We start from the raw sequence: 21,880 nt of genomic DNA, 5'->3' as shown, positions 1-21,880 counted from the left end.
TTAGATCACTATTTTTCCGATCTTCTCAAGCCATTATATTTAATATTGTACAGAAAAGCTAGATGAAATCAACCTATTTCTGTAGTTTTTCCTTTTACATCACCATGCCGCCGTCAACATGAAGTGTTTGCCCAGTGATATAACGGCTCGCATCTGATGCTAAAAATGCAACCGCATTTGAAATATCTTCTGCTTCTCCAAATTTTGCAATTGGGATTAATTTTAGCATTTCATTCTTCACATCTTCCGCCAATACATCTGTCATATCTGTTACGATAAATCCAGGAGCAATTGCATTTACTGTGATATTACGACTTGCTAGCTCTTTTGCTGAAGTTTTTGTTAATCCAATTACACCCGCTTTTGCTGCAACGTAGTTTGCTTGTCCTGGGTTTCCAGTAACACCAACAACAGAGGCGATATTAATAATACGACCGTGACGTTGACGCATCATATAGCGAGATACAGCTTTTGTACATAAAAAGACACCTTTTAAGTTTGTATTAATAACAGCATCCCATTCTTCTTCTTTCATGCGCATTAATAAATTGTCTTTTGTAATACCAGCGTTATTGACAAGAATATCAATTTGACCAAATGTATCCACAGTTTGTTTTACCATATCAGTCACTTCTTCGCTACTAGCAACATTTGCTTTTACTGCAATTGCTTCTGAACCTAATTTTTTAATCTCATCTACAACTTCATTTGCTTTTAATTCGTTTCCTGCGTAGTTTACAACTACTTTCGCACCTTGTTTTGCTAAATCTAATGCAATTGCACGGCCGATTCCGCGAGATGCTCCCGTTACTAATACGACTTTATCTTTTAATAACATTAGCCTTCTCCTCTCAGTTTTGAAATGGTATCCTTCATCGTCTCTTCATCATATATTGCATATACTTTCACAGATGGAGCGATTGATTTCATAAGACCAGCTAAAACTTTCCCAGGCCCAATTTCAATAAATGTATCCACACCAAGCTCTACCATCCGTTCAATGGATGGGTACCATAATACAGGGGAATAGAGTTGTTCAATTAATTTTTCTTGAATATCCTCTTTACGAGTAATGCAATCTGCTGTTACATTTGCAACAACGGGAATCTTCACATCGTGAATTGAAATTTCATTTAATACACCACGAAACTTCTCAGCAGCTGGTTTCATAAGCGATGAATGAAACGGACCGCTAACGCGCAGTGGAATTGCACGCTTCGCACCATTTTCTTTCGCTCTTTCTGAAGCCAATTCCACACCTTGCTTTGTACCAGAAATGACAATTTGCTTCGTGCTGTTCATATTCGCAACTTGAACAGCATATCCTTCCTGCGTCACCTCTTCAGTCACCTGCTTTAACATATCCGGATCCGCTCCCAGAATAGCTGCCATTGCACCTTCGCCATTCGGCACAGCTTCTTCCATGTACTCACCGCGTTTTCTTACAGCGTATACACCATCTTCAAATGACATAGCACCCGCTGCTACTAGTGCACTATACTCACCTAAACTATGTCCTGCAACATAGTCAGGTTTAATCTCATATTGCTCCAATGCCTTTAAAATTGCAATACTTGTCGTTAACAATGCTGGTTGTGCATTTGTTGTTAACGTCAACGTTTCTTGAGGTCCCTCAAAAATAAGTGATGAAAGAGAATCTTTTAAAATTTCATCAGCCTGATGAAATACTTTCGCAACCTCTTCATGACTTTCTGCTAATTGTTTTCCCATTCCAACTGCCTGTGAACCTTGTCCTGGAAAAAGAAGTGCTAGTTTTCCCATTTCAAATCCTCCTCATTATTGAAGCGGTTCCTCCTCTATTACACTCGTAATAGTAGGAATAACTTCCTTCGCTACCATTTCTCTAGTTTGACGAATCGCGCTAAAAATCGATTGGTCATTGGAAGAACCATGCGCTTTGATGACAGGAGCTTTCAATCCAAATAAAGCAGCTCCTCCATACTCTGAATAATCCATTTTATCTTTTAACACCATAAGCTTTGGTTTTAATACCGCCGCCGCTAGTTTACTTGTAAACGAACTCATTAATTGCTCTTTTAGCATCGAGAATAATGCAAGTGCAGTACCCTCTAACGTTTTAAGGGCAACATTTCCGGTAAATCCATCACAAACAACCACATCAGCTACACCTTGTAATAAGTCTCGTGATTCTACATTTCCAACAAAGTTAATCGGTGCATCTTTTAGCATTGCAAAAACTTGCTTAGAAAGCTCGTTTCCTTTTCCATCCTCAGTTCCAACATTTAAAAGACCTACGCGAGGATTAGCAATTCCTCTCACTTTCTCTGCATATACAGATCCCATTACAGCATATTGGTATAAATGAATTGCTTTTGCATCGACGTTTGCTCCAACATCTAACATAACAAAGCCATTACCGTCTACTGTTGGCATAGTAGGCGAAAGAGCTGGGCGCTCAATCCCTTCTATGCGTCCAATTACAAATAATCCAGCTGCCATAAGAGCCCCCGTATTCCCTGCGGAAATACAAGCATCAGCTGCACCTTCTTTTACTTGCTGCGCAGCAAGTACCATCGAAGCTTGTTTTTTGCGACGTACTGCTCGTACCGGCTCATCCGTTCCTTCAATTACTTCATCTGTATGCAGTACAGTAATACGTTCTTCACTTGTTAAATACTTACGAATTTCGTCTTCTTTTCCAACTAATGTAATATGTAAGTCTGCGTATTGTTTAGTTGCTTTCATTGCTCCAAGTACGACAGATTTCGGCGCATGATCGCCACCCATTGCATCTATTGCGATTCTCATAAGTTGTTACCTTCCTCACTATAATTACTAGATCGATACATTTCAAAAGTGCCTTTAAAAACAAGTTCATCTCCAACAAAACTTTGCACTTTGACAACCGTCCGTCCTTTATCATTCTCCACATCTTCAACACGCGCTTTTGCAACAACACGCTCTCCTAATTTTACAGGACGAATATATCGAATGGTAGACTTCGCAGTTAAAGCTAATTCTTCATCAATAACTGCAACAGCTAATGAGTTCGCTTGCGCAAATAAGTGATGCCCACGAGCAATTTGATTACGTTTAAAGACATGTTCCTCTTTCACTTCAAAAATCGAAATCGCATGTCTATCTAATTCTATATCAATAATTTCTCCTACCACTTCATCAAGGGGCAAGGATTTTACATCTTCTTCATGTTGTTTCGTTGCCACATGTTTAATCCGTTCCCTTAATTCTGGAATTGATAATTCCATGCGATCAAGACGAATTGTTTGAATACTCACTTGAAATTGTTCAGCTAATTCTTCATCCGTAATAAACGGATTTGCTTCTATTGTTTGTTGTAACAACTCTTGTCTTTCTTTTTTCCTTCTTTTTTTCATTCCGCACCATCCATTTTTATGACTAGGTACTAACAGTAGTATATAAGCATTAAATACAGAATGCAACATTTTTTTGTTTCTTCCGTTTTAATCAAGCTTTTCCCCTTGGAAAACTCCTGATTTTTCCAAATAACTTCGCAGCATTTCATACTGCTCACTTTGCCAAAATGCAGTTGAATCAACAAGTAAAGCAGCATCTTGCCTAGCTGTTTCTAATGCTCGATAATCATGTACCATATCAGCTACTTTAAATTCAGGCAAACCACTTTGCTTACTTCCAAAGAAATCTCCAGGACCACGCAATTCTAAATCTTTTTCTGATAACACAAAACCATCATTCGTCTCTGTCATGATGCGCATACGTTCTTTTCCTGTTTCTGATTTCGGATCAGCAATTAAAATACAGTAAGATTGTTCACTTCCACGCCCCACACGCCCACGAAGTTGGTGAAGTTGCGATAATCCAAAACGTTCTGCATCATAGATAACCATCATTGTTGCATTTGGCACGTTCACACCAACTTCTACAACTGTTGTCGAAATGAGAATTTGCACTTTATTTTCGCTAAATTGATGCATTACTTCGTCTTTCTCCTGAGAAGAAAGGCGCCCATGCATCAATCCAACTTGAAATTTCCCTTGATAATGATGGGTCAGCATACTATGCAAATCAATTGCATTTTGTACGTCTAGTTTCTCTGATTCTTCAATTAGTGGACAAATGACATATGCTTGTCGTCCTTTGTTCACTTCTTTCTCGACAAATCCAAGAACACGTTCAAACATATCATGTTTCGCCCAGTACGTTTCAATCACTTTACGACCTGCTGGCATCTCATCAATGATTGATACATCCATTTCACCAAACGCAGTAATTGCTAATGTACGAGGAATTGGTGTCGCTGTCATAAATAAAACATCTGGACTTTCACCTTTTTCTCTTAAAACGCGACGCTGAGCTACACCAAAACGATGTTGTTCATCCGTAATAACGAGCCCAAGTCTGTGAAATATAACTTCATCTTGAATTAGAGCATGCGTTCCAACGAGAATATCAATTTCTCCTTGTTCTAGCCTAGCTAATACTTCACGGCGACGCACTCCCTTTACAGAGCTTGTTAATAATTCAATGTTCATATTAAAATAAGAAAATATAGATACGAGTGATTGATAATGCTGCTCCGCTAAAATTTCTGTCGGTACCATTAATGCCCCTTGATATCCAGCTAATTTCGCAGCATATAAAGCAATTGCGGCAACTATCGTTTTCCCAGAACCTACATCCCCTTGTAATAAACGATTCATTCGATACGGCGACTGCAAATCTTTCATAATTTCCGAAACAACGCGATACTGCGCATTTGTTAACGGAAAGGGCAGCGCTTCTATAAACTCTTCTAACTGCTCAAGAGAGACACTTTTTGTTACACCCTTTGAGCTTTCTCGTTCCATTTTGCGAAGTGCCTGCATCTTTAATTGAAACAAGAAAAATTCTTCATATACAAAACGACGGCGCGCCTGTTTCATATCTTCTTGTCCGCTAGGAAAATGCAGGGCATACAGCGCCTCATAACGAGATAATAATTTGTAGCGGGACAACAGCCCATCTGGCAGTACTTCTTTCACAAAAGAACCATATTCTTTAAAAGCTTGTGCAATAAAACGACGCATCTGTTTTACCGTCAATTTTCCTTTAACTGAATATACCGGTTCTACTTCTTGCTGACGAACAACTGGTCCAAAGTGAAGTTCCGACACTGAAATCGTTTGACGATGTTGATCCCACTTTCCAGTTATTGTGACTGTTTCATCAATATTTAATTTTTGCTTATAGTACGGTCTGTTAAAGCATACCGCTGTAATTAAATAACGCCCAACGAGAACACGAACAGTGAGACGTGATTTCTTTTTTCCATAATACTGCAAAAGAGGGGCACTATGTACTTTCCCTTCCACCGTTACACGTTCTTCATGCTTAACTTCAGCTAAATCTTTCATTGCATAGTCTTCGTAACGATACGGAAAATGTTCTAACAAATCAGAAACCGTAAAAATCCCCATCTCATTTAATAATACAGCTGTTTCTTCTCCAATCCCTTTCACATCCGTAATAGGAACTTGCACAACTTCACTCAAGATCTTCACGCCCCGTCAAATCTTATTCCTAACCATTCACATGCACTAACACATATCTTCTTTCTTCACACGTTATATCATAATAATTACATATCCTCATTTTCATTTCGAATATACAGTCGCTACCTCTCCTATTCTACCATAGCATTAGTAGAGCGTAGTAGTCGTTTCACCTTTATCTACCCATATATATCAATTCAAATTTCATCTAAATAGCTTTTTCTATTTTCCTACTATTTTCTTAATCACAACACTTATTATAAAGTGAAACTTCCACAAGTAGGGTTTTTCATCTCGCTGCTTGTGGCAAACTCTCACCAATAGAGCTTTTTCGGACAGTTATCCCCCACCTATCTTCCTTGCTTCTCTCTCAATCTTGAGGTGGGGGTCTTACTGCCCGCGAATAGCGGGATAAATAAGAAAGAGAGCCTCACTGTATTAGCTAGTAAGGCCCTCTCATCATTTATATTGTCTCACCCTAATACAGAGAGTAATCCCATTTTTCAATAAAGATACGCTACCTGCAAATCTAGATTGGTGGAACTAACCATCAACAGGGATGAAGTTTCACCTTATTCTACAGAAAAAATGAAAGAATATATAGGCTGATTTCCATTATGAACTTCTACCTCTACATCTTCAAAGTTTTCTGCTACAAATGCTACTAATGCAGCTACTTCTTCTTCCGATGCATCCTCACCTTGTAAAATCGTTAAGATTTCTGCATCTTCATCAAGCATATTTTCTAACAGCTTTTTCGCAGCGTTCAATTTTTCTGTATCTGTTGATACAATTTTTCCGTCTGCAATGCACATAAAATCATCTTTGTGAATTGTCACGCCATCAATCTCTGTATCACGAACCGCATACGTAATTTGACCTGTCTTCACATGAGCAAGCGCTTCGTTCATATTCGCTTCATTTTCTTCAAGCGTTCCTGCTGGATTGAAAGCAAGCATCGCCGCCATACCTTGCGGAACTGTTTTCGAACGAACAACGATTACTTCTTGGTTCACTATAGAAGCAGCTTGTTCTGCAGCCATTACAATATTACCGTTGTTCGGTAAAATAATAATTTTTTCTGCATTAGCTTCTTCAATCGCTTTTACAATATCCTCTGTACTTGGGTTCATCGTTTGACCGCCTTCAATAACTACCGTCGCGCCGATACTTTCAAACAATTCTTTAATACCAGACCCCATCGCCACCGTTACAACTCCATAAGTCTGCTTTTCTGCAGGTTGTTTCGCTTCTTCCTGCATCATTGCAGGCTCATCTAACAAAGCGGTATGTTGTTCACGCATATTTTCTACTTTAATATTAATTAAGCTACCATAACGTTGTCCGTAGTTCATTGCATCTCCAGGATGCTCTGCATGAATGTGAATTTTCACGATTTCATCATCAGCTACAACCAGCAATGAATCACCATATGCACTAATATCTTCACGGAATTTTTGCTCAGAGAAGTTATGTTCTTTCATCTTCTCTTCGTCTAGCTTGACCATAAATTCTGTACAGTAGCCATATGTGATATCTTCTGTACTCAATTGGCTTTGTACACTACGGTGATGTTCTGCACGTACCATTTCATTCATAGATGGTTGCACTGGCTCATCAGAAGTAATTGTTTCACCTTTTAAATCAGCTAAAAATCCTTCATACACAACAACAAGGCCTTTACCACCGCTATCTACAACACCAACTTGCTTTAATACAGGTAATAAATCCGGCGTACGATTTAAAGATGCGTTCGCCTCTTTCACAACTTCTTCCATAAACAAAACAAAGTCGCGTTGTTTTTTCGCAACTGTGACTGCATATTCACTCGTTTCTCTTGCAACAGTTAAAATCGTTCCTTCAATCGGTTTCATAACTGCTTTATATGCAGTTCCTACACCAGCTTCTAAAGCATCAGCAAAGTCAACTGTTGTTAACATTTCTTTTTGCTCAATAGATTTTGAGAAACCACGGAAAAGCTGAGATAAAATTACGCCAGAATTTCCACGCGCTCCCATTAATAATCCTTTTGCTAAGCTCACTCCGACTTTCCCAGCATGCTCAGAAGGATTTTTCTTTACTTCTCGCGCTCCTGAAGTCATCGATAAATTCATGTTTGTACCGGTATCGCCATCTGGAACTGGAAAAACGTTTAAAGCATCAACTAGCTTGACGTTATTTGTTAAATTATTTGCCCCTTGCAGAATCATTTGGGCTAAACGCTTCCCATCAATTTTTTGAATTGACACAGATTTTCCTCCTTAATGCACATTACAAGTTTGTTACTTTAACTCCTTGTACGTAGATGTTCACAGAATCTACAGCTAGTCCTACTGTTTGATCTAATGTATACTTCACTTTCGTTTGAACATTGTGTGCTACCTCTGAAATTTTTGTACCATAGCTCACGATAATATACATGTCAATATGTACTTCATCGTTCTCTTTACGAACAATAACGCCTCTTGTGAAATTTTCTTTTCGTAAGATTTCTGTTAATCCATCTTTTAATTGATTTTTTGACGCCATACCAACGATGCCGTAGCAATCTACTGCAGCGCCCCCAGCAATTGTTGCAATTACTTCTGTACTAATATCAATTTGACCGTACTTTGTTTTAATTTCAATTGACATCTCTTTTCCCCCTTTAGAAATGGTGAAAGTGAGCTAGACTACTTTAATTACTATCATATAATCTTTTCAAAAAAAATTCCAACGTTCTTTACTTTCGCCCTCGTACTTATAGAATAATATAGCACTTCTTTTTATGATGAGCAAAATAGTCCATTGTTATTATACAACACATACCCCTACGATATGTCAAGTAATTTTTCTTGATTTCCGCTTTTCTTACATATAGTGTCAAGTAATTTTTCTTGATTTCTTTCTTATACACTGTTGCATTCTCTTTTTAGTTGTGTTAAATTATAGTAGTGTTTTTAGCATTGCATAAAAGACTAACATTGAAAATTACGTAAGTTACGGTAGTTAAGGGAGGGAAATATAGATGGCTCGTGTTTGTGCTATTACTGGAAGAAAAGCTCGTTCTGGTAACTCTCGTTCTCACGCAATGAACGCTACAAAACGTAAATGGGGCGCTAACCTTCAAAAAGTTCGCGTACGCATTGACGGTAAAGTTCAACGTGTTTACGTTTCTGCTAGAGCATTAAAATCTGGCAAAATCGAACGTGTTTAATAATAAAAAAGAGAGCCTATTGGCTCTTTTTTTATTATCCTCATGAAAAAAGCACCGGTAACAGGTGCTTTTTTTATTCCTTTTTAAAGGTATTTAACACCGCGCGAACAATTCCACCAAGAAATTTCGGCAACTTAATTGTATAAAATCTCATGGTTTCCCTCCTAATCCCCATTACTCCACTTGTTTACTATATGGCGTAGCAACAAAAGTAGTTCTTCAATCAGTGCTTCTTATCACCATTAATATGCCAGAAGTAAATGAAAAAGTACCTTTTTCCGCAACGAGTTCATTACTAATACAAAGTGTCGATCCCCATTTTATCGTTTTATCTGTAAGAGGATATTTAAAACCGCGAAGTGTAATTCCCGTTACTATTTCTGTAACAGGAACAAAAGATATGTAAGGGAATGATGAATTTTCTTCTATTGTATATGTACCCGATTCTTTAACAGAAATTTCATTTTTATAATCTACAATGCTCATGTTTACATTTGCTTGTAAACCTTTTAGTAACATTTGAATGTTAGCTAAACTATGATCCATCCTTCCACCTGTTGCACCAAAAATACGAATTTGTTCTGGTTCTTGCTCTAAAGCCCAGTTAATTGCAATCTCCAAATCCGTTTGATCCTTTTCTTTCGGCACAATATGCAAGTCTCGTTTCTGTGTTTGCATCCATACTAACTCTTCTTCTGTAACAGAATCATAATCACCAAAAGCTACTTGTGGTATTATTCCAAGCTGCAACAAATGATATACTCCTCGATCAACAGCTGCCCATACAACCTCTTCACTCTCATATTTTGAAAAATCTGCACAACACTCTACTGGACCTCCAGCTAAAATATGAATAATCATGTTCTCTCTCCTTCTATAGAAAAAAGGCAATCTACCAATGGCTAGATTACCTTTTTTCTTTAACCAATTTACCTACAAATTCATTTTTATCCCGCATTAACGGGCAGTAAGACCACGATTGGTTCAACTAACCAGCAGTGGGGGATGAAGAAAACCCCACCGCTGGAAGTTTCACTTTATCCGCGAATAGCTGCAATTGCTGCCCCGCGATCTTTTTGATTATATACAGCAGATCCTGCAACGAGAACATTCGCTCCTGCTTCTACACATAATTTCGCTGTTTCTACATTAACGCCGCCATCAACTTCAATCTCTACTTGTAAATTGCGTTCACGAACCATGTCAGCAACCTGTTTAATTTTTTGCAATACAGAATGAATGAACTTTTGACCACCAAAGCCTGGGTTTACCGTCATAAGTAGCACCATATCTGTATCTTCTAATACATGCTCAATCATCGAAACAGGTGTATGTGGATTTAAAACAACCCCCGCTTTAATACCCTGCGACTTAATTAATTGAATCGTACGATGCAAGTGTGGACACGCTTCTACATGTACTGTAATAATATCCGCTCCCGCTTTCGCAAAAGCAGGAATGTACTGATCCGGATTTTCAATCATAAGATGGACATCTAGTGGTAAAGAAGTAATTGGACGAATTGCTTCTACAATCAACGGACCAATCGTAATATTTGGAACAAAATGCCCATCCATTACATCGACATGTATGTAATCTGCTCCACCTTTTTCTACATCTTTAATTTCTTCTCCCAATCTTGAAAAGTCTGCTGATAAAATCGATGGTGCAATTTTAATCATCCTTAATACCTCGGCTTTCTCTCTCTAATTTCTTCAACGAATTGCATATAGTGCTCATAACGATAACGTGTAATGCTACCTTCTTCTACAGCATCTTTCACCGCACACTTCGGTTCAGAAAGATGTGTACAACCTCTAAATTTACAGTATTGACTCTGTTCTTTCAACTCTGGAAAACAATATGTGAGATCTTCTACTTCCATATCGATAAAATCCAGCGAACTAAACCCAGGTGTATCCGCAACAAGGCCGCTCCCTACTTCAATTAATTCCACATGCCTTGTCGTATGCTTACCTCGGCCTAAATGAGCTGAAATTCCACTCGTTTTTAACGCTAAATCTGGACGTAGCACGTTTAAAAGAGAAGATTTCCCTACACCAGATTGACCCGCTACAACAGAAACACAACCTTGTAAAAACGGTTTTAACACTTCTATACTCTCTGAAGTTGTCGTTGAAGTAAATACCACATCATAACCAATTGCAATGTAATCCCGCGCATACGCTTCAATTGTTTCACGTGTTTTCGCATCTATTAAATCCATCTTACTAATACAAATAATTGGTTTAATATTATGAAACTCAATTAAAACTAAAAAACGGTCTAATAACAATGGATTAAACTCTGGTTCTACTGCAGAAAACACAAGCAGCGCTTGATCAACGTTCGCAATTGGTGGGCGCACAAGTTCATTTTTTCGCTCGAATATTTCTAGAACATATCCTTCGCTCGGATTTTCAGCTTGGAATACGACTTGATCGCCAACAAGCGGTGTAATTTTATGTTTACGAAATACACCACGTCCGCGGCACTGCGTTACCCCCTCTTCATGCTGCACATAGTAGAATCCACTTAAAGCTTTTATAATTTTCCCTTCTGGCATACATTCTCTCCTTCATTTATCTTGTTCTAAAGAACATAAAAAGCCAACTTCTTTTCATAGATATTCATACTGAACTTTAGAACGAGATTCGTTCAACTCACCATTTGTAAGCATTCCTAACGGGAGTTTCACTTTATTCTGTTGGATACAGAACATCTTTTTCAATTAACGTCGTTCCGTCACGAACAATTTTATAACGTCCTTTTTTTCCTTCTTGAATAACAAAATCAAGAGAAATTGTCGTAGACTCCGTTATCGTTCTCGTTTCAAACGGCTTATCCATAGTATTCTGCATATCTTCTTTATATATTTCAATTGTTTGTGGTTTTTTCTCTCCAGTTGCCGGTGCTTGATACTCAATTGGAATATTGTCGACTTTTACAGTCTTCGTCGGCTTTTCTTTCGGTCCTTCAGAGACAACAATTGTTACTTTTGCCCCTTCTTGTAAATTCGTATCTGGCTTTGGTGATTGTGAAATAACAAGCCCTTTATCAACTGTATTTGAATACTCTCTCCTTATTTCTGGCACAAGCTTTTTCTCGTTCAAATAGCTGTTCACACTATTTTCTGTCCAACCAGAAAAATCAACGAGTCGAATTTGTTTCGGACCCTTACTAATCCACACTTTTATTTCTTGCTCTTCCTCTACAATAGATTGTCCTGCTTCAGGAATTTGTTCTACAATTTCATCCTTCGGCTTTTCGCTTTCAATATAATAAGGAACAACGCCCTTATATTGAGTCAATTCATCTTTTATCTGACTATATTCTTTCCCAATTAAATTAGGCATTTTTTTCTTCTGTTTTCCACCTGATTGAAAAATCGTAATTTTTGTATTCTCTCTCACAACTCTTCCTGCAGCTGGATTTGTTTTAATGACCTTACCTTCTTCGACTTCATCTGTATATATAACTTGCGGTCCCGTCAATTCGAATCCTTTATCAACAAGTGTATTGACAGCTTTTTCATATGTCATATCAGATACATCAGGCACTTTAACTTCTTTTGGAATAAAGAAACCTGGAATAACTGTTACTGCCAATATTCCACACACAACTAAAAATATGAAAGTCGTAAGTAAAATCTTGAGCCATCGATTGCTTTTCTTTTTTTGTTGTTCTTCTTGTTTTAGTTCATTCTGCTGCTTTTCTTCTTTCGAATTTCCAGATAAAATAATTGTTTCTTCACTATTCGTATTTATCAATTGCTCCTGCTGAATAATAGGAATTGCTTTTGTTGCTTCCATATCTTCAGGTATATGGAAAGGTTGTTCATTTATTCGCTCTGGATATAATGCTGTTTCAATATCACGTTTCATTGCATTTGCAGATTGATAGCGATGAAATGGGTCTTTCGTTGTTGCTTTTAAAATAATATTTTCTACACTTTGTGGAATATCAGGATTCCACCTTTTCGGAGATGGTGTTTCATTTTGCAAATGTTTAAGAGCAATAGAAACAGCAGATTCTCCGGAAAACGGCGGCCTTCCTGTTAATAGTTCAAACATCACAATTCCAAGTGAATAAATATCTGATTGCTTATTGGCAACACCGCCTCTTGCCTGTTCAGGAGATAAATAATGAACAGAACCAAGAACAGAATTTGTATGTGTGATCGTCGTTGCGCTTGTCGCTGTTGCAATACCAAAATCTGTAACCTTCACAACACCGTCACTTCGAATTAAAATATTATGAGGCTTAATATCACGGTGAACAATTTCAAAATGATGCGCATGGGCCATCGCAGCAGTTAATTGTTCCATAATATCAAGCGCTTCTCCTACGGGAAGAAGACCTCGCTGTTGTATGTATTGCTTTAACGTTTGGCCAGGTACATATTCCATAACAAGATAATAAATTCCGTCTTCTTCTCCGACATCATACATATTAACAATATTTGGATGTGACAACGTTGTAACCGATTGCGCTTCTCGATGGAAACGCTTAATAAATTCCTCGTTATTTGAATAATCAAGCCGTAACATCTTTACAGCTACATCACGATCAAGTATGTCATCATGCGCCAAATATACATTGGCCATTCCTCCGCCACCAATCATTTTAAGCAGCTTGTAACGGTCATTTAGGCGTCTTCCAATCATCACGTTGTAATTCACCTACTTTCGTTCGCCGAATCCGCATAATCAATAATGACAAGAGTAATGTTATCTTCCCCGCCAAGGTCATTTGCAAGCTGCACAAGTTGTTCGCTTTTTATTTGTAAAAGCTCATCAGATTGTAAAATCTCTTTCATACGACCCATTGCAACTTTATTAGATAATCCATCAGAACAGAGTAACAATAGATCTCCCTCTTCTAATACTAAAGTTTTCACATCTAATATAACGGTTTCTTCCGTACCAAGCGCTCTTAGTAAAACATTTTTCCTTGGATGATATTCAGCATCTTCTTTTGAAATTTCTCCATGTCGAACGAGTTCATTTACAAGGGAATGATCTTCGGTTACAAGTGACATATAATCGTCCGATAACATATAACAGCGGCTATCTCCAATATGGCCAATTGTAACAAAAGCAGCTGTGCATATAGCAGCAACGATTGTCGTTCCCATTCCACTACATTCTGGATGTTCTCCAGAATATTTATATACTCGTTCATTAATAATTTGAGCATGATTATGTAACCATTGCTCTGCTTTTTTAGGCGTATCCATATTGTACGTTTGTTTCCAATAGTCATGGAACAGTTGGATTGCCATCGAGCTGGCAACATCGCCTGCTCGATGACCTCCCATTCCATCTGCTACAACAGCTAAAACATCTCCATCTAGATTATGAAATACTCCTGCACTATCTTCATTATGTTGACGAACTTTTCCTTTATCTGATAGAAACACGGTTTTCATTATCTCACCTCGTCTCTTCTTTGCGCTCCTTTGCACGCAATTGACCGCAGGCTGCATCAATATCATGACCTTGTTCACGACGAATCGTTACGTTAACACCACGATCTTTTAATGTTTTTTCAAACAAGAAAATTTGTTCGCGCGGTGTTCTCACATAATCGCGTTCTGGTACATAGTTAACTGGAATTAAGTTAACATGACATTTCACACCTTTTAACAGCTGAGCTAATTCCACAGCATGTTCGACTTGGTCGTTTTCTCCTCCAAATAAACCATATTCAAATGAAACACGGCGCCCTGTTTTCTCGATGTAATATTTGATAGCTTCCATTAAATCTGGTAGCTTGTATGCCCGGTTAATTGGCATTAATTTTGATCGCAGTTCTGTATTTGGAGCATGTAAGGAAACCGCAAAGTTAATTTGTATATTTTCTTCAGCAAACTTATAAATTTTCGGGATAATTCCACTTGTTGATACCGTCATATGACGCGCTCCAATGTGAAGTCCTTTTTCATGATTTACGATACGTAAAAACGCCATTAAGCTGTCATAATTATCAAACGGTTCTCCGATTCCCATAACAACAAGAGAGCTTACACGCTCATCTGTAGTATCTAGCTCACGTTGTACTTCGACAACTTGTGCAACAATCTCACCAGCCTCTAAATTGCGTTTTAAGCCGCCAAGTGTTGATGCGCAAAACGTACAGCCAATTCGGCAACCAACCTGTGTTGTTACACAAATTGAATTTCCGTAATCATGGCGCATTAATACTGTTTCAATAGAATAGCCATCATGCAGTTGGAATAAGAATTTAATTGTTCCATCTGAAGATGTTTGCTTTACTAATGTTTTTAAAGTTGTAATATCAAAGGAATTCGACAATTTTTCACGCAATCCTTTAGAAAGGTTTGACATATCCTCAAAAGTTATTACACGTTTTTTATAAAGCCAATCAAAAATTTGACCAGCACGGAATTTAGGTTCTCCTTGTTCTTTTAACCATTGTTCCATATCATGAAGCTGCAAGGAATAAATAGACGGTTTGTTTGTTTCTAATTCTTTTTTTTGTTTTTTCACAGTTGTTTCCATGATGCTACACCTTCTTTCTTAAACAAGCAATATAAAATCCATCCGTTGCAAAGTAATGCGGTAAAATTTGTACTCCGCCTTCTATTACATACGGATGCACAGCTTTTGGCAATCGTTCTTTCATTGTTGTATCCCATTCAAATTCAGGGTGTGATTGTAAAAACAGCTCTACTACTTGTTCGTTTTCTACTTTTTCAATTGTACACGTACTATAAACAAGGCGTCCTCCCTTTTTCAACAAAGGAGCTACCTTTTCTAAAATGGATAGCTGAATATTTGCAAGTCTTTCACTATCTTCTTTTTGTTTTCCAATTTTAATATCTGGTTTACGGCGAATTACACCAAATCCAGAGCACGGAGCATCTACCAATACCTTATCAAAACTCTCTTGTTCAAAATGCTCTTGTACTTTCCGTGCATCGAGCGTTTTCGCTTCTATATTTTCCAATTGAAGACGTTTTGCTTGCTGCTGAATTAAACGCACTTTGTGTGGATGTAAATCAAGAGAAATGACTTTCCCTGTTCCTTGCAAGCGTTCTGCAATATGCGTTGTTTTCCCGCCAGGAGCAGCGCAACTATCAAGGATAATATCTCCCGCTTCCGGATTAAGCGCACGAGCCACAAGCATAGAACTTTCATCTTGAATAGATAGCAATCCTTCTTGAAATGCTTTTGTATGAGCTACATTTCCTTTTTCAATTTGAATTGCATCTTCTGACAAATCACCATATTTTGCTTGAATTCCTTCTGTTTCTAGTGTTTTAAGCGCCTCTTCTACAGACCCTTTCGCTACATTTACTCGAGCGGTTGGAACTGGTGGAAGTTGGTTTACTTCACACATTTTTTGTGCCGTTTCAATTCCGTATGCTTCTATCCATTCTTTTACAAGCCATTCTGGATGGCTTGTTGCAATTGCAAGTCGCTTTTCAGAACTTTTAATCTCATCTAATGATGGAATGCCTTCACGCTGAATGGAACGGAGTACTCCGTTAACAAGCCCTGCAATTCCTTTATGACCACGGCGTTTTGCAATTTCAACCGCTTCATGAATTGCTGCTCGCTCTGGAACACGATCTAAATATAACATTTGATATAAAGATAAGCGAAGTAGCACTTTCACCCACAGTTCAATCTTTTTTCGCAAAAACGGCTGTAAATAATAATCAAGTGTATCACGTCTTTGAATTGTTCCATATACAACTTCTGTTAACAATCCAACATCTTTTTTATCAATGTTGCTTTTTTCAATAAGATTGTTCAAAAGCAAATTACTGTATGCGCCGCTTTTTTCAACTTGTAATAAACCGTCAAGAGCTAATTCACGAACGTTTTGTGTCATGCGTCTACTCCTAACTTCGTACCAATTTCAGGCTTTGTTCCACGCAAAAATTGTGAACAACTCATGCGCTTTTTACCAGATGGTTGCAACTCGGTAATTTTAATTGCTGTTTTATTTCCTGTTGCCACAACAAAACCCTCTTCTTCAACTGCTATAATTGTTCCAGCTTCGGCTTGCTCTTTTACAGAAACCTTTTCTCCCCACCATACTTTTACAACTTGCCCCGCTAAAGTCGTATAAGCAACTGGCCATGGGTTTAAACCACGAATATGATTGTAAACCTCTTCACCTGTTTTCATCCAATCAATCTTTTCTTGCTCACGTTTAATATTGTAAGCAAATGTTGCTTCGTCCTCGTTTTGTTTAATTGGTTCTAATTTCCCTTGTATTAACAGCGGAACAGTTTTTGATAATAAGTGCGCTCCAGCCTCACTTAATTTATCAAATAATGAACCAGTTGTTTCACGTTCTTCAATTTCTACTTCTACTTGCGTTAAAATATCACCAGCATCTAATTTTTCAACCATATACATAATCGTAATGCCTGTTTTTTCTTTTCCTTGCATGATGGAATAATGAATAGGTGCACCGCCGCGAAGTTCTGGGAGTAATGAAGCATGGACATTAATACATCCGTACTTCGGTGCTTCTAAAATTTCGTTTGGCACAATTTGCCCGAACGCAGCTGTCACAATTAAATCAGGCTCTAATGCCAACACCTTTTCATATTCATCTTTTTCACGAATTTTTAAAGGTTGTAACACCGGAATACCATGTTTTTCTGCTTCCACTTTAACAGGTGTTGGTGTCATAACCTTTTTTCTGCCTACTGGACGATCCGGCTGTGTCACAACACCAATCACATCATATCCATCTTCAATAAGACGACAAAGCACCGGCACTGAAAAGTCCGGTGTACCCATAAATACAACTTTCACCATTCAAAAAACTCTCCTTTTACATCTCTTCTAATTCGTTTTCCTCATAATATCGCGTTACTTTAGATGTAAATAATACACCGTGTAAATGATCGATTTCATGTTGAATTGCACGAGCTAAAAACCCGTCTGCTTCTAGTAAAAATACTTTTCCACGGCGATTTTGGGCACGTACTTTAATGTACTCGGCACGTGTTACATCACCAAAAAGCCCCGGAAAACTTAAGCAGCCTTCGGGACCTACTTGTTCACCACGTTGTTCTAAAATAACAGGATTAATCAACTCAATTTTTCCGTTATCATCATCAATGTCTACAACAGCAACTTGCAGACTTACGCCAACTTGTGGTGCTGCTAAACCAACACCATCTGCAATCAGCATTGTTTCGTGCATATCTTTTAAAAGCTTCACTAACTTTTTATCAAAATTTATAACACGTTCACACGGCGTTTCTAATACTTCATTTGGATGTTTTACAATTTCTAACGTTGCCATTTTTTCCTCCGCTACATTAACATAGTTGGATTAAAATCAATTGAGATTTGCAAGTCTTTCTGCATTTCTGCCTGATAATGTTCATTTACCATTTTGAGCACGTACTTTAAGTTTGGTTCCCGTTTGTATTTTATCACGCATTGGTAGCGATATCTATCTTTAATACGAGGAATTGCCGAAGCAACCGGACCTAAAATCACCGTTTGCTGGGCACAATGTTGCCGTAAAAAACCAACGATCTTCTCTGTTACCTGCACTGCTTTTAATAATTCTGGATGAGATACTGTAACTAATGCGACATAATAATATGGTGGATATTGCCGAATTTTCCTCATATACATCTCGCGTTCAAAGAACATATCATACTGCTGCTGTTTCGCTAATTGTACACTATAATGCTCGGGTGTATACGTTTGAATAACGACTTCACCTGGAAGTTCGTGACGTCCAGCTCGGCCGCTCACTTGCGTTAAAAGCTGATATGTTTTTTCGCTCGCTCTAAAATCCGGCAAATGCAGCATCGTATCTGCTGTTAATACACCTACAAGCGTCACATTCGGAAAATCCAGACCTTTAGCAATCATTTGTGTTCCAAGTAAAATATCTGCCTCTCCTGCACCAAATGACTTCAGGAGCTTTTCATGCATCCCTTTACGACTTGTCGTATCAACATCCATTCGAATGACGCGCGCTTCAGGAAACAGTTTTGTAATTTCTTCTTCAACCTTTTGTGTTCCTGTCCCAAAGAAGCGGATATAGGAACTATTACAAGCAGGACAAGCATTTGGCAAATTTTCCTCATAACTACAATAGTGACATTTCAAACGATTATTCATCCTGTGATATGTAAGTGAAATATCACAGTGCGGACATTGTACTACATAACCGCAATCACGGCACATGACAAATGTCGAATGACCTCTTCTGTTTAAAAAGAGCACCATTTGTTCCTTTTTCTCTAACCGATCCGCTATTTTCTCATGAAGAAGCTGAGAAAACATAGAACGATTTCCCTCCCGAAGTTCTTCTCTCATATCAATAATCTCAACTGTCGGCAAATCCCTTTGATTCATACGCTTTGTCATTGTAAGCAGCTCATATACACCTTTTTTTGCACGAGCAAACGATTCTAATGTAGGTGTGGCACTTCCTAGTACAACAGGACAATTGTGATATTCTCCCCGCCAAATTGCAACAGAACGTGCATGATAACGCGGATTATCCTCTTGTTTGTAACTTGATTCATGTTCTTCATCAATAATAATGATTCCTAAATTCTCAAATGGTGCAAAAATTGCTGAACGTGCCCCTACAACTACTTTTACTTCTTTTCGCAGGATTTTACGCCATTCATCATATTTTTCCCCAACAGATAGCGCACTATGAAGAACTGCAACTTGCGAACCAAAGCGCCCTTTAAAGCGATCAACCATTTGGGGAGTTAACGAAATTTCCGGTACAAGTACAATAGCTTCTTTTCCTTTTCGCAACACTTCTTCAATTGACTGTAAATACACTTCCGTTTTTCCGCTCCCAGTTATACCGTACAGTAAAAATGTCTCATGTTTCTCTTTTGTAATAGAAGTTAAGATCGGTGCAATAACTTGTTGTTGTTCTTCTGTAAGCGGGAATGGTTTTGTGCGCTCAAAAGCATCGTCATCATACGGATTTCGATATATCTCCACATATTTTTCAGCTAATAGACCCTTTTTCACAAGAGATTTTATCGGAGCATCTGTAATTTGCAATTCTTCCGTTATTATTTTTAACGGTATGGACCGATAATGTTCCATAAAGTAATACAATATATCTTGCTGTTTTTTACTTTTTAAGTTAAAGGCCGCTTCCTCTAATTCTTCATAAGACAACACAGGTTGGATCATTTTTTGTTTTTTCTTTTGCGCCTTATCTTTTACTTCATAGACAACTTCCACTGTTCCTTTAGCAATTTCTGTTTGGACTGCACGGTACAAATGTGGTTGTTCATCGAGCACACTCCAATCGATACTTTCTTTTCCTTGAAAGAGAAATTTTACATTCTCAGCTATATCTTCAGAACGATGGAGATGCAACCGCTTTTTATATGTCGCTTTAATCGCTGCTGGCAGCATAACTTGGAACGCTGAAATTGTGAAACAAAGTGTTTCTTCCGTAAGCCAATTTCCAAGTTGCAACAATTCTGCATTCAATACAGGTGTTACGTCTAACAGTTCATGCAATGTTTTCAACTTATTTACATCTACATCTACTGTATCTTTTATGTCAATAACGAATCCTTGTAATTTTCGTGGTCCAAATGGAACAACAACTCGCATGCCTGTTTGGACAAGATCTTCCCAGCGCTTAGGAATTATATAATCGAATGGCCTATCCGTTTGCCTTGCTGGAACATCAACAATTACGCTTGCAAATTTCATGCGGGATCCTCTTCCAGCATTTTTTCAACTTGTAGTAAAATTTCTCTAGCTACCTCCTGCTTTGTTAGCAGTGGCAATTTAATCATAGCGCCATTTCGTTTATACATCGTAACAATATTTGTATCCGTACCAAACCCTGCACCTTCTGCTTTTACATCATTAGCAACAATCATGTCAGCATTTTTCTCACGTAATTTTTTCGTCGCATACTCTTCAACATTTGTTGTTTCTGCTGCAAAACCAATGAGTAATTGATGTTCTTTTCGTTCACCTAACGTTTTAAGAATATCTATCGTGCGTTCAAGTTCAATAACCGTATCGCCATTTTTCTTTTTCATTTTTTCATCATAAACGATTTTCGGTCGATAATCTGCAACGGCAGCTGTTTTGATCACAACATCCATATTGGAATAATGATGTAAAACCGCCTCTAACATATCTTGCGCTGATTGTACTTGTATTGTTGTTACATTCGCAGGTGGCGTTAGTGCTGTTGGACCAGAAACAAGAATGACTTCTGCTCCAAGACTTGCCGCAACTTCCGCAAGCGCATAACCCATTTTGCCAGATGAGAAATTTGTCATAAAGCGAACTGGATCAATCTTCTCACGCGTTGGTCCCGCCGTCACTAATATCCGTTTTCCTTGAAGTGGCTTCCCTTGTGAAAAATGTACTTCTAACATTGCTACAATGTTTTCCGGTTCTTCTAATCGACCTTTAGCAACATATCCACAAGCTAAAAATCCTTCACCAGGCTCAATAAATGTATAACCTAATTTTTTTAATGTTTGCATGTTTTTTTGAACAACTGGATTTTCGTACATATGAACATTCATGGCAGGTGCAATCCACACTGGAGCTGTAGTTGCAAGAAGCGTCGTTGAAATCATATCATCTGCAAGACCATTTGCTAATTTACCAATAATGTTTGCTGTCGCTGGTGCAACAAGAACAACATCAGCCCAGTCTGCTAAATCAATATGAGCAATCACTGCTGAATCTTTTTCATCGAATGTATCTGTATATACATCATGGCGAGAAAGCGCTTGAAATGTAAGCGGTGCAACAAACTTCATTGCCGACTCACTCATTATTACTTTCACAAGCGCACCTGCCTGTGTTAATTTACTTGTTAACGCAGCTGCTTTAAATACAGCAATGCCTCCTGTAACACATAAAAGTATTTTTTTCCCTTTTAGCATAGGTCTCGTCCTCTTTCTTTCATGAAACTTAGTCCTACTCGAAATTCAAATCATTCACCATCACAACATAAAATACAAGCTGCCGTTATTCTCCATCCTATATGAAGCCATTTTGATTTTTCGACATATAGATTGCTGCTATGGAGAAGAACCTGCACTCGCTTTCTCTCTTAGTCCCGCATTAACGGGCAGTAAGACCCCCACCCCAAGATTGAGTGAGAAGCAAAAAAAGATAGATGGGGGATAACTGCCCGT

At 38.1% G+C, this 21,880-nt stretch carries 20 protein-coding genes; 1 reads left to right on the top strand and 19 read right to left on the bottom strand.

From position 1 onward, the window contains the following. Window positions 1–94: 94 nt before the first annotated feature. From fabG to CN326_RS14185, 7 genes are all read right to left on the bottom strand, one after another. Entirely contained in the window at window positions 95–838 is a 744-nt protein-coding gene (fabG, locus tag CN326_RS14220; RefSeq protein WP_098309668.1) for a 3-oxoacyl-[acyl-carrier-protein] reductase, read from the bottom strand. After that, the gene (gene fabD, locus CN326_RS14215) at window positions 838–1,782 is read right to left on the bottom strand and encodes an ACP S-malonyltransferase (RefSeq protein ID WP_098309667.1); all 945 of its coding nucleotides are present in this window, start codon (window positions 1,780–1,782) and stop codon (window positions 838–840) included. Before fabD ends, fabG begins: the two co-directional genes overlap by 1 nt. Before the next feature lie 15 nt (window positions 1,783–1,797). Continuing rightward, window positions 1,798–2,790, bottom strand: coding sequence for a phosphate acyltransferase PlsX (gene plsX / locus CN326_RS14210; RefSeq protein WP_098309666.1), 993 nt, complete (start codon window positions 2,788–2,790; stop codon window positions 1,798–1,800). Beyond that, entirely contained in the window at window positions 2,787–3,377 is a 591-nt protein-coding gene (gene fapR, locus CN326_RS14205) for a transcription factor FapR (RefSeq protein WP_098309771.1), read from the bottom strand. The genes plsX and fapR overlap by 4 nt, the downstream gene beginning before the upstream one ends. An 87-nt stretch (window positions 3,378–3,464) precedes the next feature. After that, a complete protein-coding gene (gene recG / locus CN326_RS14200; RefSeq protein ID WP_098309665.1) occupies window positions 3,465–5,513 on the bottom strand; it encodes an ATP-dependent DNA helicase RecG in 2,049 nt (682 codons plus the stop codon). A 572-nt stretch (window positions 5,514–6,085) separates the two neighbouring features. Then, entirely contained in the window at window positions 6,086–7,762 is a 1,677-nt protein-coding gene (locus CN326_RS14190) for a DAK2 domain-containing protein (protein ID WP_098309664.1), read from the bottom strand. 22 nt (window positions 7,763–7,784) lie between these two features. Beyond that, window positions 7,785–8,147 (bottom strand): Asp23/Gls24 family envelope stress response protein, encoded by a 363-nt coding sequence (locus CN326_RS14185; RefSeq protein ID WP_098309663.1) that lies wholly within the window; start codon window positions 8,145–8,147, stop codon window positions 7,785–7,787. 373 nt (window positions 8,148–8,520) lie between these two features. Here CN326_RS14185 and rpmB point away from each other — a divergent pair, with 373 nt between their 5' ends. Beyond that, window positions 8,521–8,709, top strand: coding sequence for a 50S ribosomal protein L28 (gene rpmB / locus CN326_RS14180; protein WP_000124776.1), 189 nt, complete (start codon window positions 8,521–8,523; stop codon window positions 8,707–8,709). Between the two features lie 73 nt (window positions 8,710–8,782). Here rpmB and spoVM read toward each other — a convergent pair whose 3' ends face one another. From spoVM to coaBC, 12 genes are all read right to left on the bottom strand, one after another. Then, a complete protein-coding gene (gene spoVM / locus CN326_RS14175; protein WP_098309662.1) occupies window positions 8,783–8,863 on the bottom strand; it encodes a stage V sporulation protein SpoVM in 81 nt (26 codons plus the stop codon). Between the two features lie 65 nt (window positions 8,864–8,928). Further along, a complete protein-coding gene (locus tag CN326_RS14170) occupies window positions 8,929–9,570 on the bottom strand; it encodes a thiamine diphosphokinase (RefSeq protein WP_098309661.1) in 642 nt (213 codons plus the stop codon). Window positions 9,571–9,746: 176 nt separating this feature from the next. Next, a complete protein-coding gene (gene rpe, locus CN326_RS14165; protein ID WP_098309660.1) occupies window positions 9,747–10,391 on the bottom strand; it encodes a ribulose-phosphate 3-epimerase in 645 nt (214 codons plus the stop codon). Between the two features lie 2 nt (window positions 10,392–10,393). After that, window positions 10,394–11,275, bottom strand: a complete 882-nt coding sequence (gene rsgA / locus CN326_RS14160; RefSeq protein WP_098309659.1) for a ribosome small subunit-dependent GTPase A — start codon at window positions 11,273–11,275, stop codon at window positions 10,394–10,396. A gap of 133 nt (window positions 11,276–11,408) precedes the next feature. Next, on the bottom strand, window positions 11,409–13,379 hold the full coding sequence (gene pknB / locus CN326_RS14155) for a Stk1 family PASTA domain-containing Ser/Thr kinase (RefSeq protein WP_098309658.1): 1,971 nt from the start codon (window positions 13,377–13,379) through the stop codon (window positions 11,409–11,411). A gap of 8 nt (window positions 13,380–13,387) precedes the next feature. Next, window positions 13,388–14,140 (bottom strand): Stp1/IreP family PP2C-type Ser/Thr phosphatase, encoded by a 753-nt coding sequence (locus tag CN326_RS14150; protein WP_098309657.1) that lies wholly within the window; start codon window positions 14,138–14,140, stop codon window positions 13,388–13,390. A 4-nt stretch (window positions 14,141–14,144) separates the two neighbouring features. Next, window positions 14,145–15,233: a dual-specificity RNA methyltransferase RlmN gene (gene rlmN / locus CN326_RS14145; RefSeq protein ID WP_098309656.1), complete on the bottom strand. Its 1,089-nt coding sequence runs from the start codon at window positions 15,231–15,233 to the stop codon at window positions 14,145–14,147. 4 nt (window positions 15,234–15,237) lie between these two features. Continuing rightward, window positions 15,238–16,572 (bottom strand): 16S rRNA (cytosine(967)-C(5))-methyltransferase RsmB, encoded by a 1,335-nt coding sequence (gene rsmB / locus CN326_RS14140; RefSeq protein ID WP_098309655.1) that lies wholly within the window; start codon window positions 16,570–16,572, stop codon window positions 15,238–15,240. Continuing rightward, window positions 16,569–17,513: a methionyl-tRNA formyltransferase gene (gene fmt / locus CN326_RS14135; RefSeq protein WP_098309654.1), complete on the bottom strand. Its 945-nt coding sequence runs from the start codon at window positions 17,511–17,513 to the stop codon at window positions 16,569–16,571. Before fmt ends, rsmB begins: the two co-directional genes overlap by 4 nt. A gap of 16 nt (window positions 17,514–17,529) precedes the next feature. After that, on the bottom strand, window positions 17,530–18,006 hold the full coding sequence (gene def / locus CN326_RS14130) for a peptide deformylase (protein WP_090912690.1): 477 nt from the start codon (window positions 18,004–18,006) through the stop codon (window positions 17,530–17,532). 11 nt (window positions 18,007–18,017) lie between these two features. Further along, window positions 18,018–20,423: a primosomal protein N' gene (priA, locus tag CN326_RS14125; RefSeq protein ID WP_098309653.1), complete on the bottom strand. Its 2,406-nt coding sequence runs from the start codon at window positions 20,421–20,423 to the stop codon at window positions 18,018–18,020. Then, a complete protein-coding gene (gene coaBC, locus CN326_RS14120; RefSeq protein ID WP_098309652.1) occupies window positions 20,420–21,625 on the bottom strand; it encodes a bifunctional phosphopantothenoylcysteine decarboxylase/phosphopantothenate--cysteine ligase CoaBC in 1,206 nt (401 codons plus the stop codon). Before coaBC ends, priA begins: the two co-directional genes overlap by 4 nt. Window positions 21,626–21,880 lie beyond the last annotated feature (255 nt).

Origin of the sequence: Bacillus sp. AFS018417 (assembly GCF_002560985.1) — a bacterium.
GTDB lineage: Bacteria > Bacillota > Bacilli > Bacillales > Bacillaceae_G > Bacillus_A > Bacillus_A rhizoplanae.
This window is presented reverse-complemented; position numbering and strand designations above follow the sequence as displayed.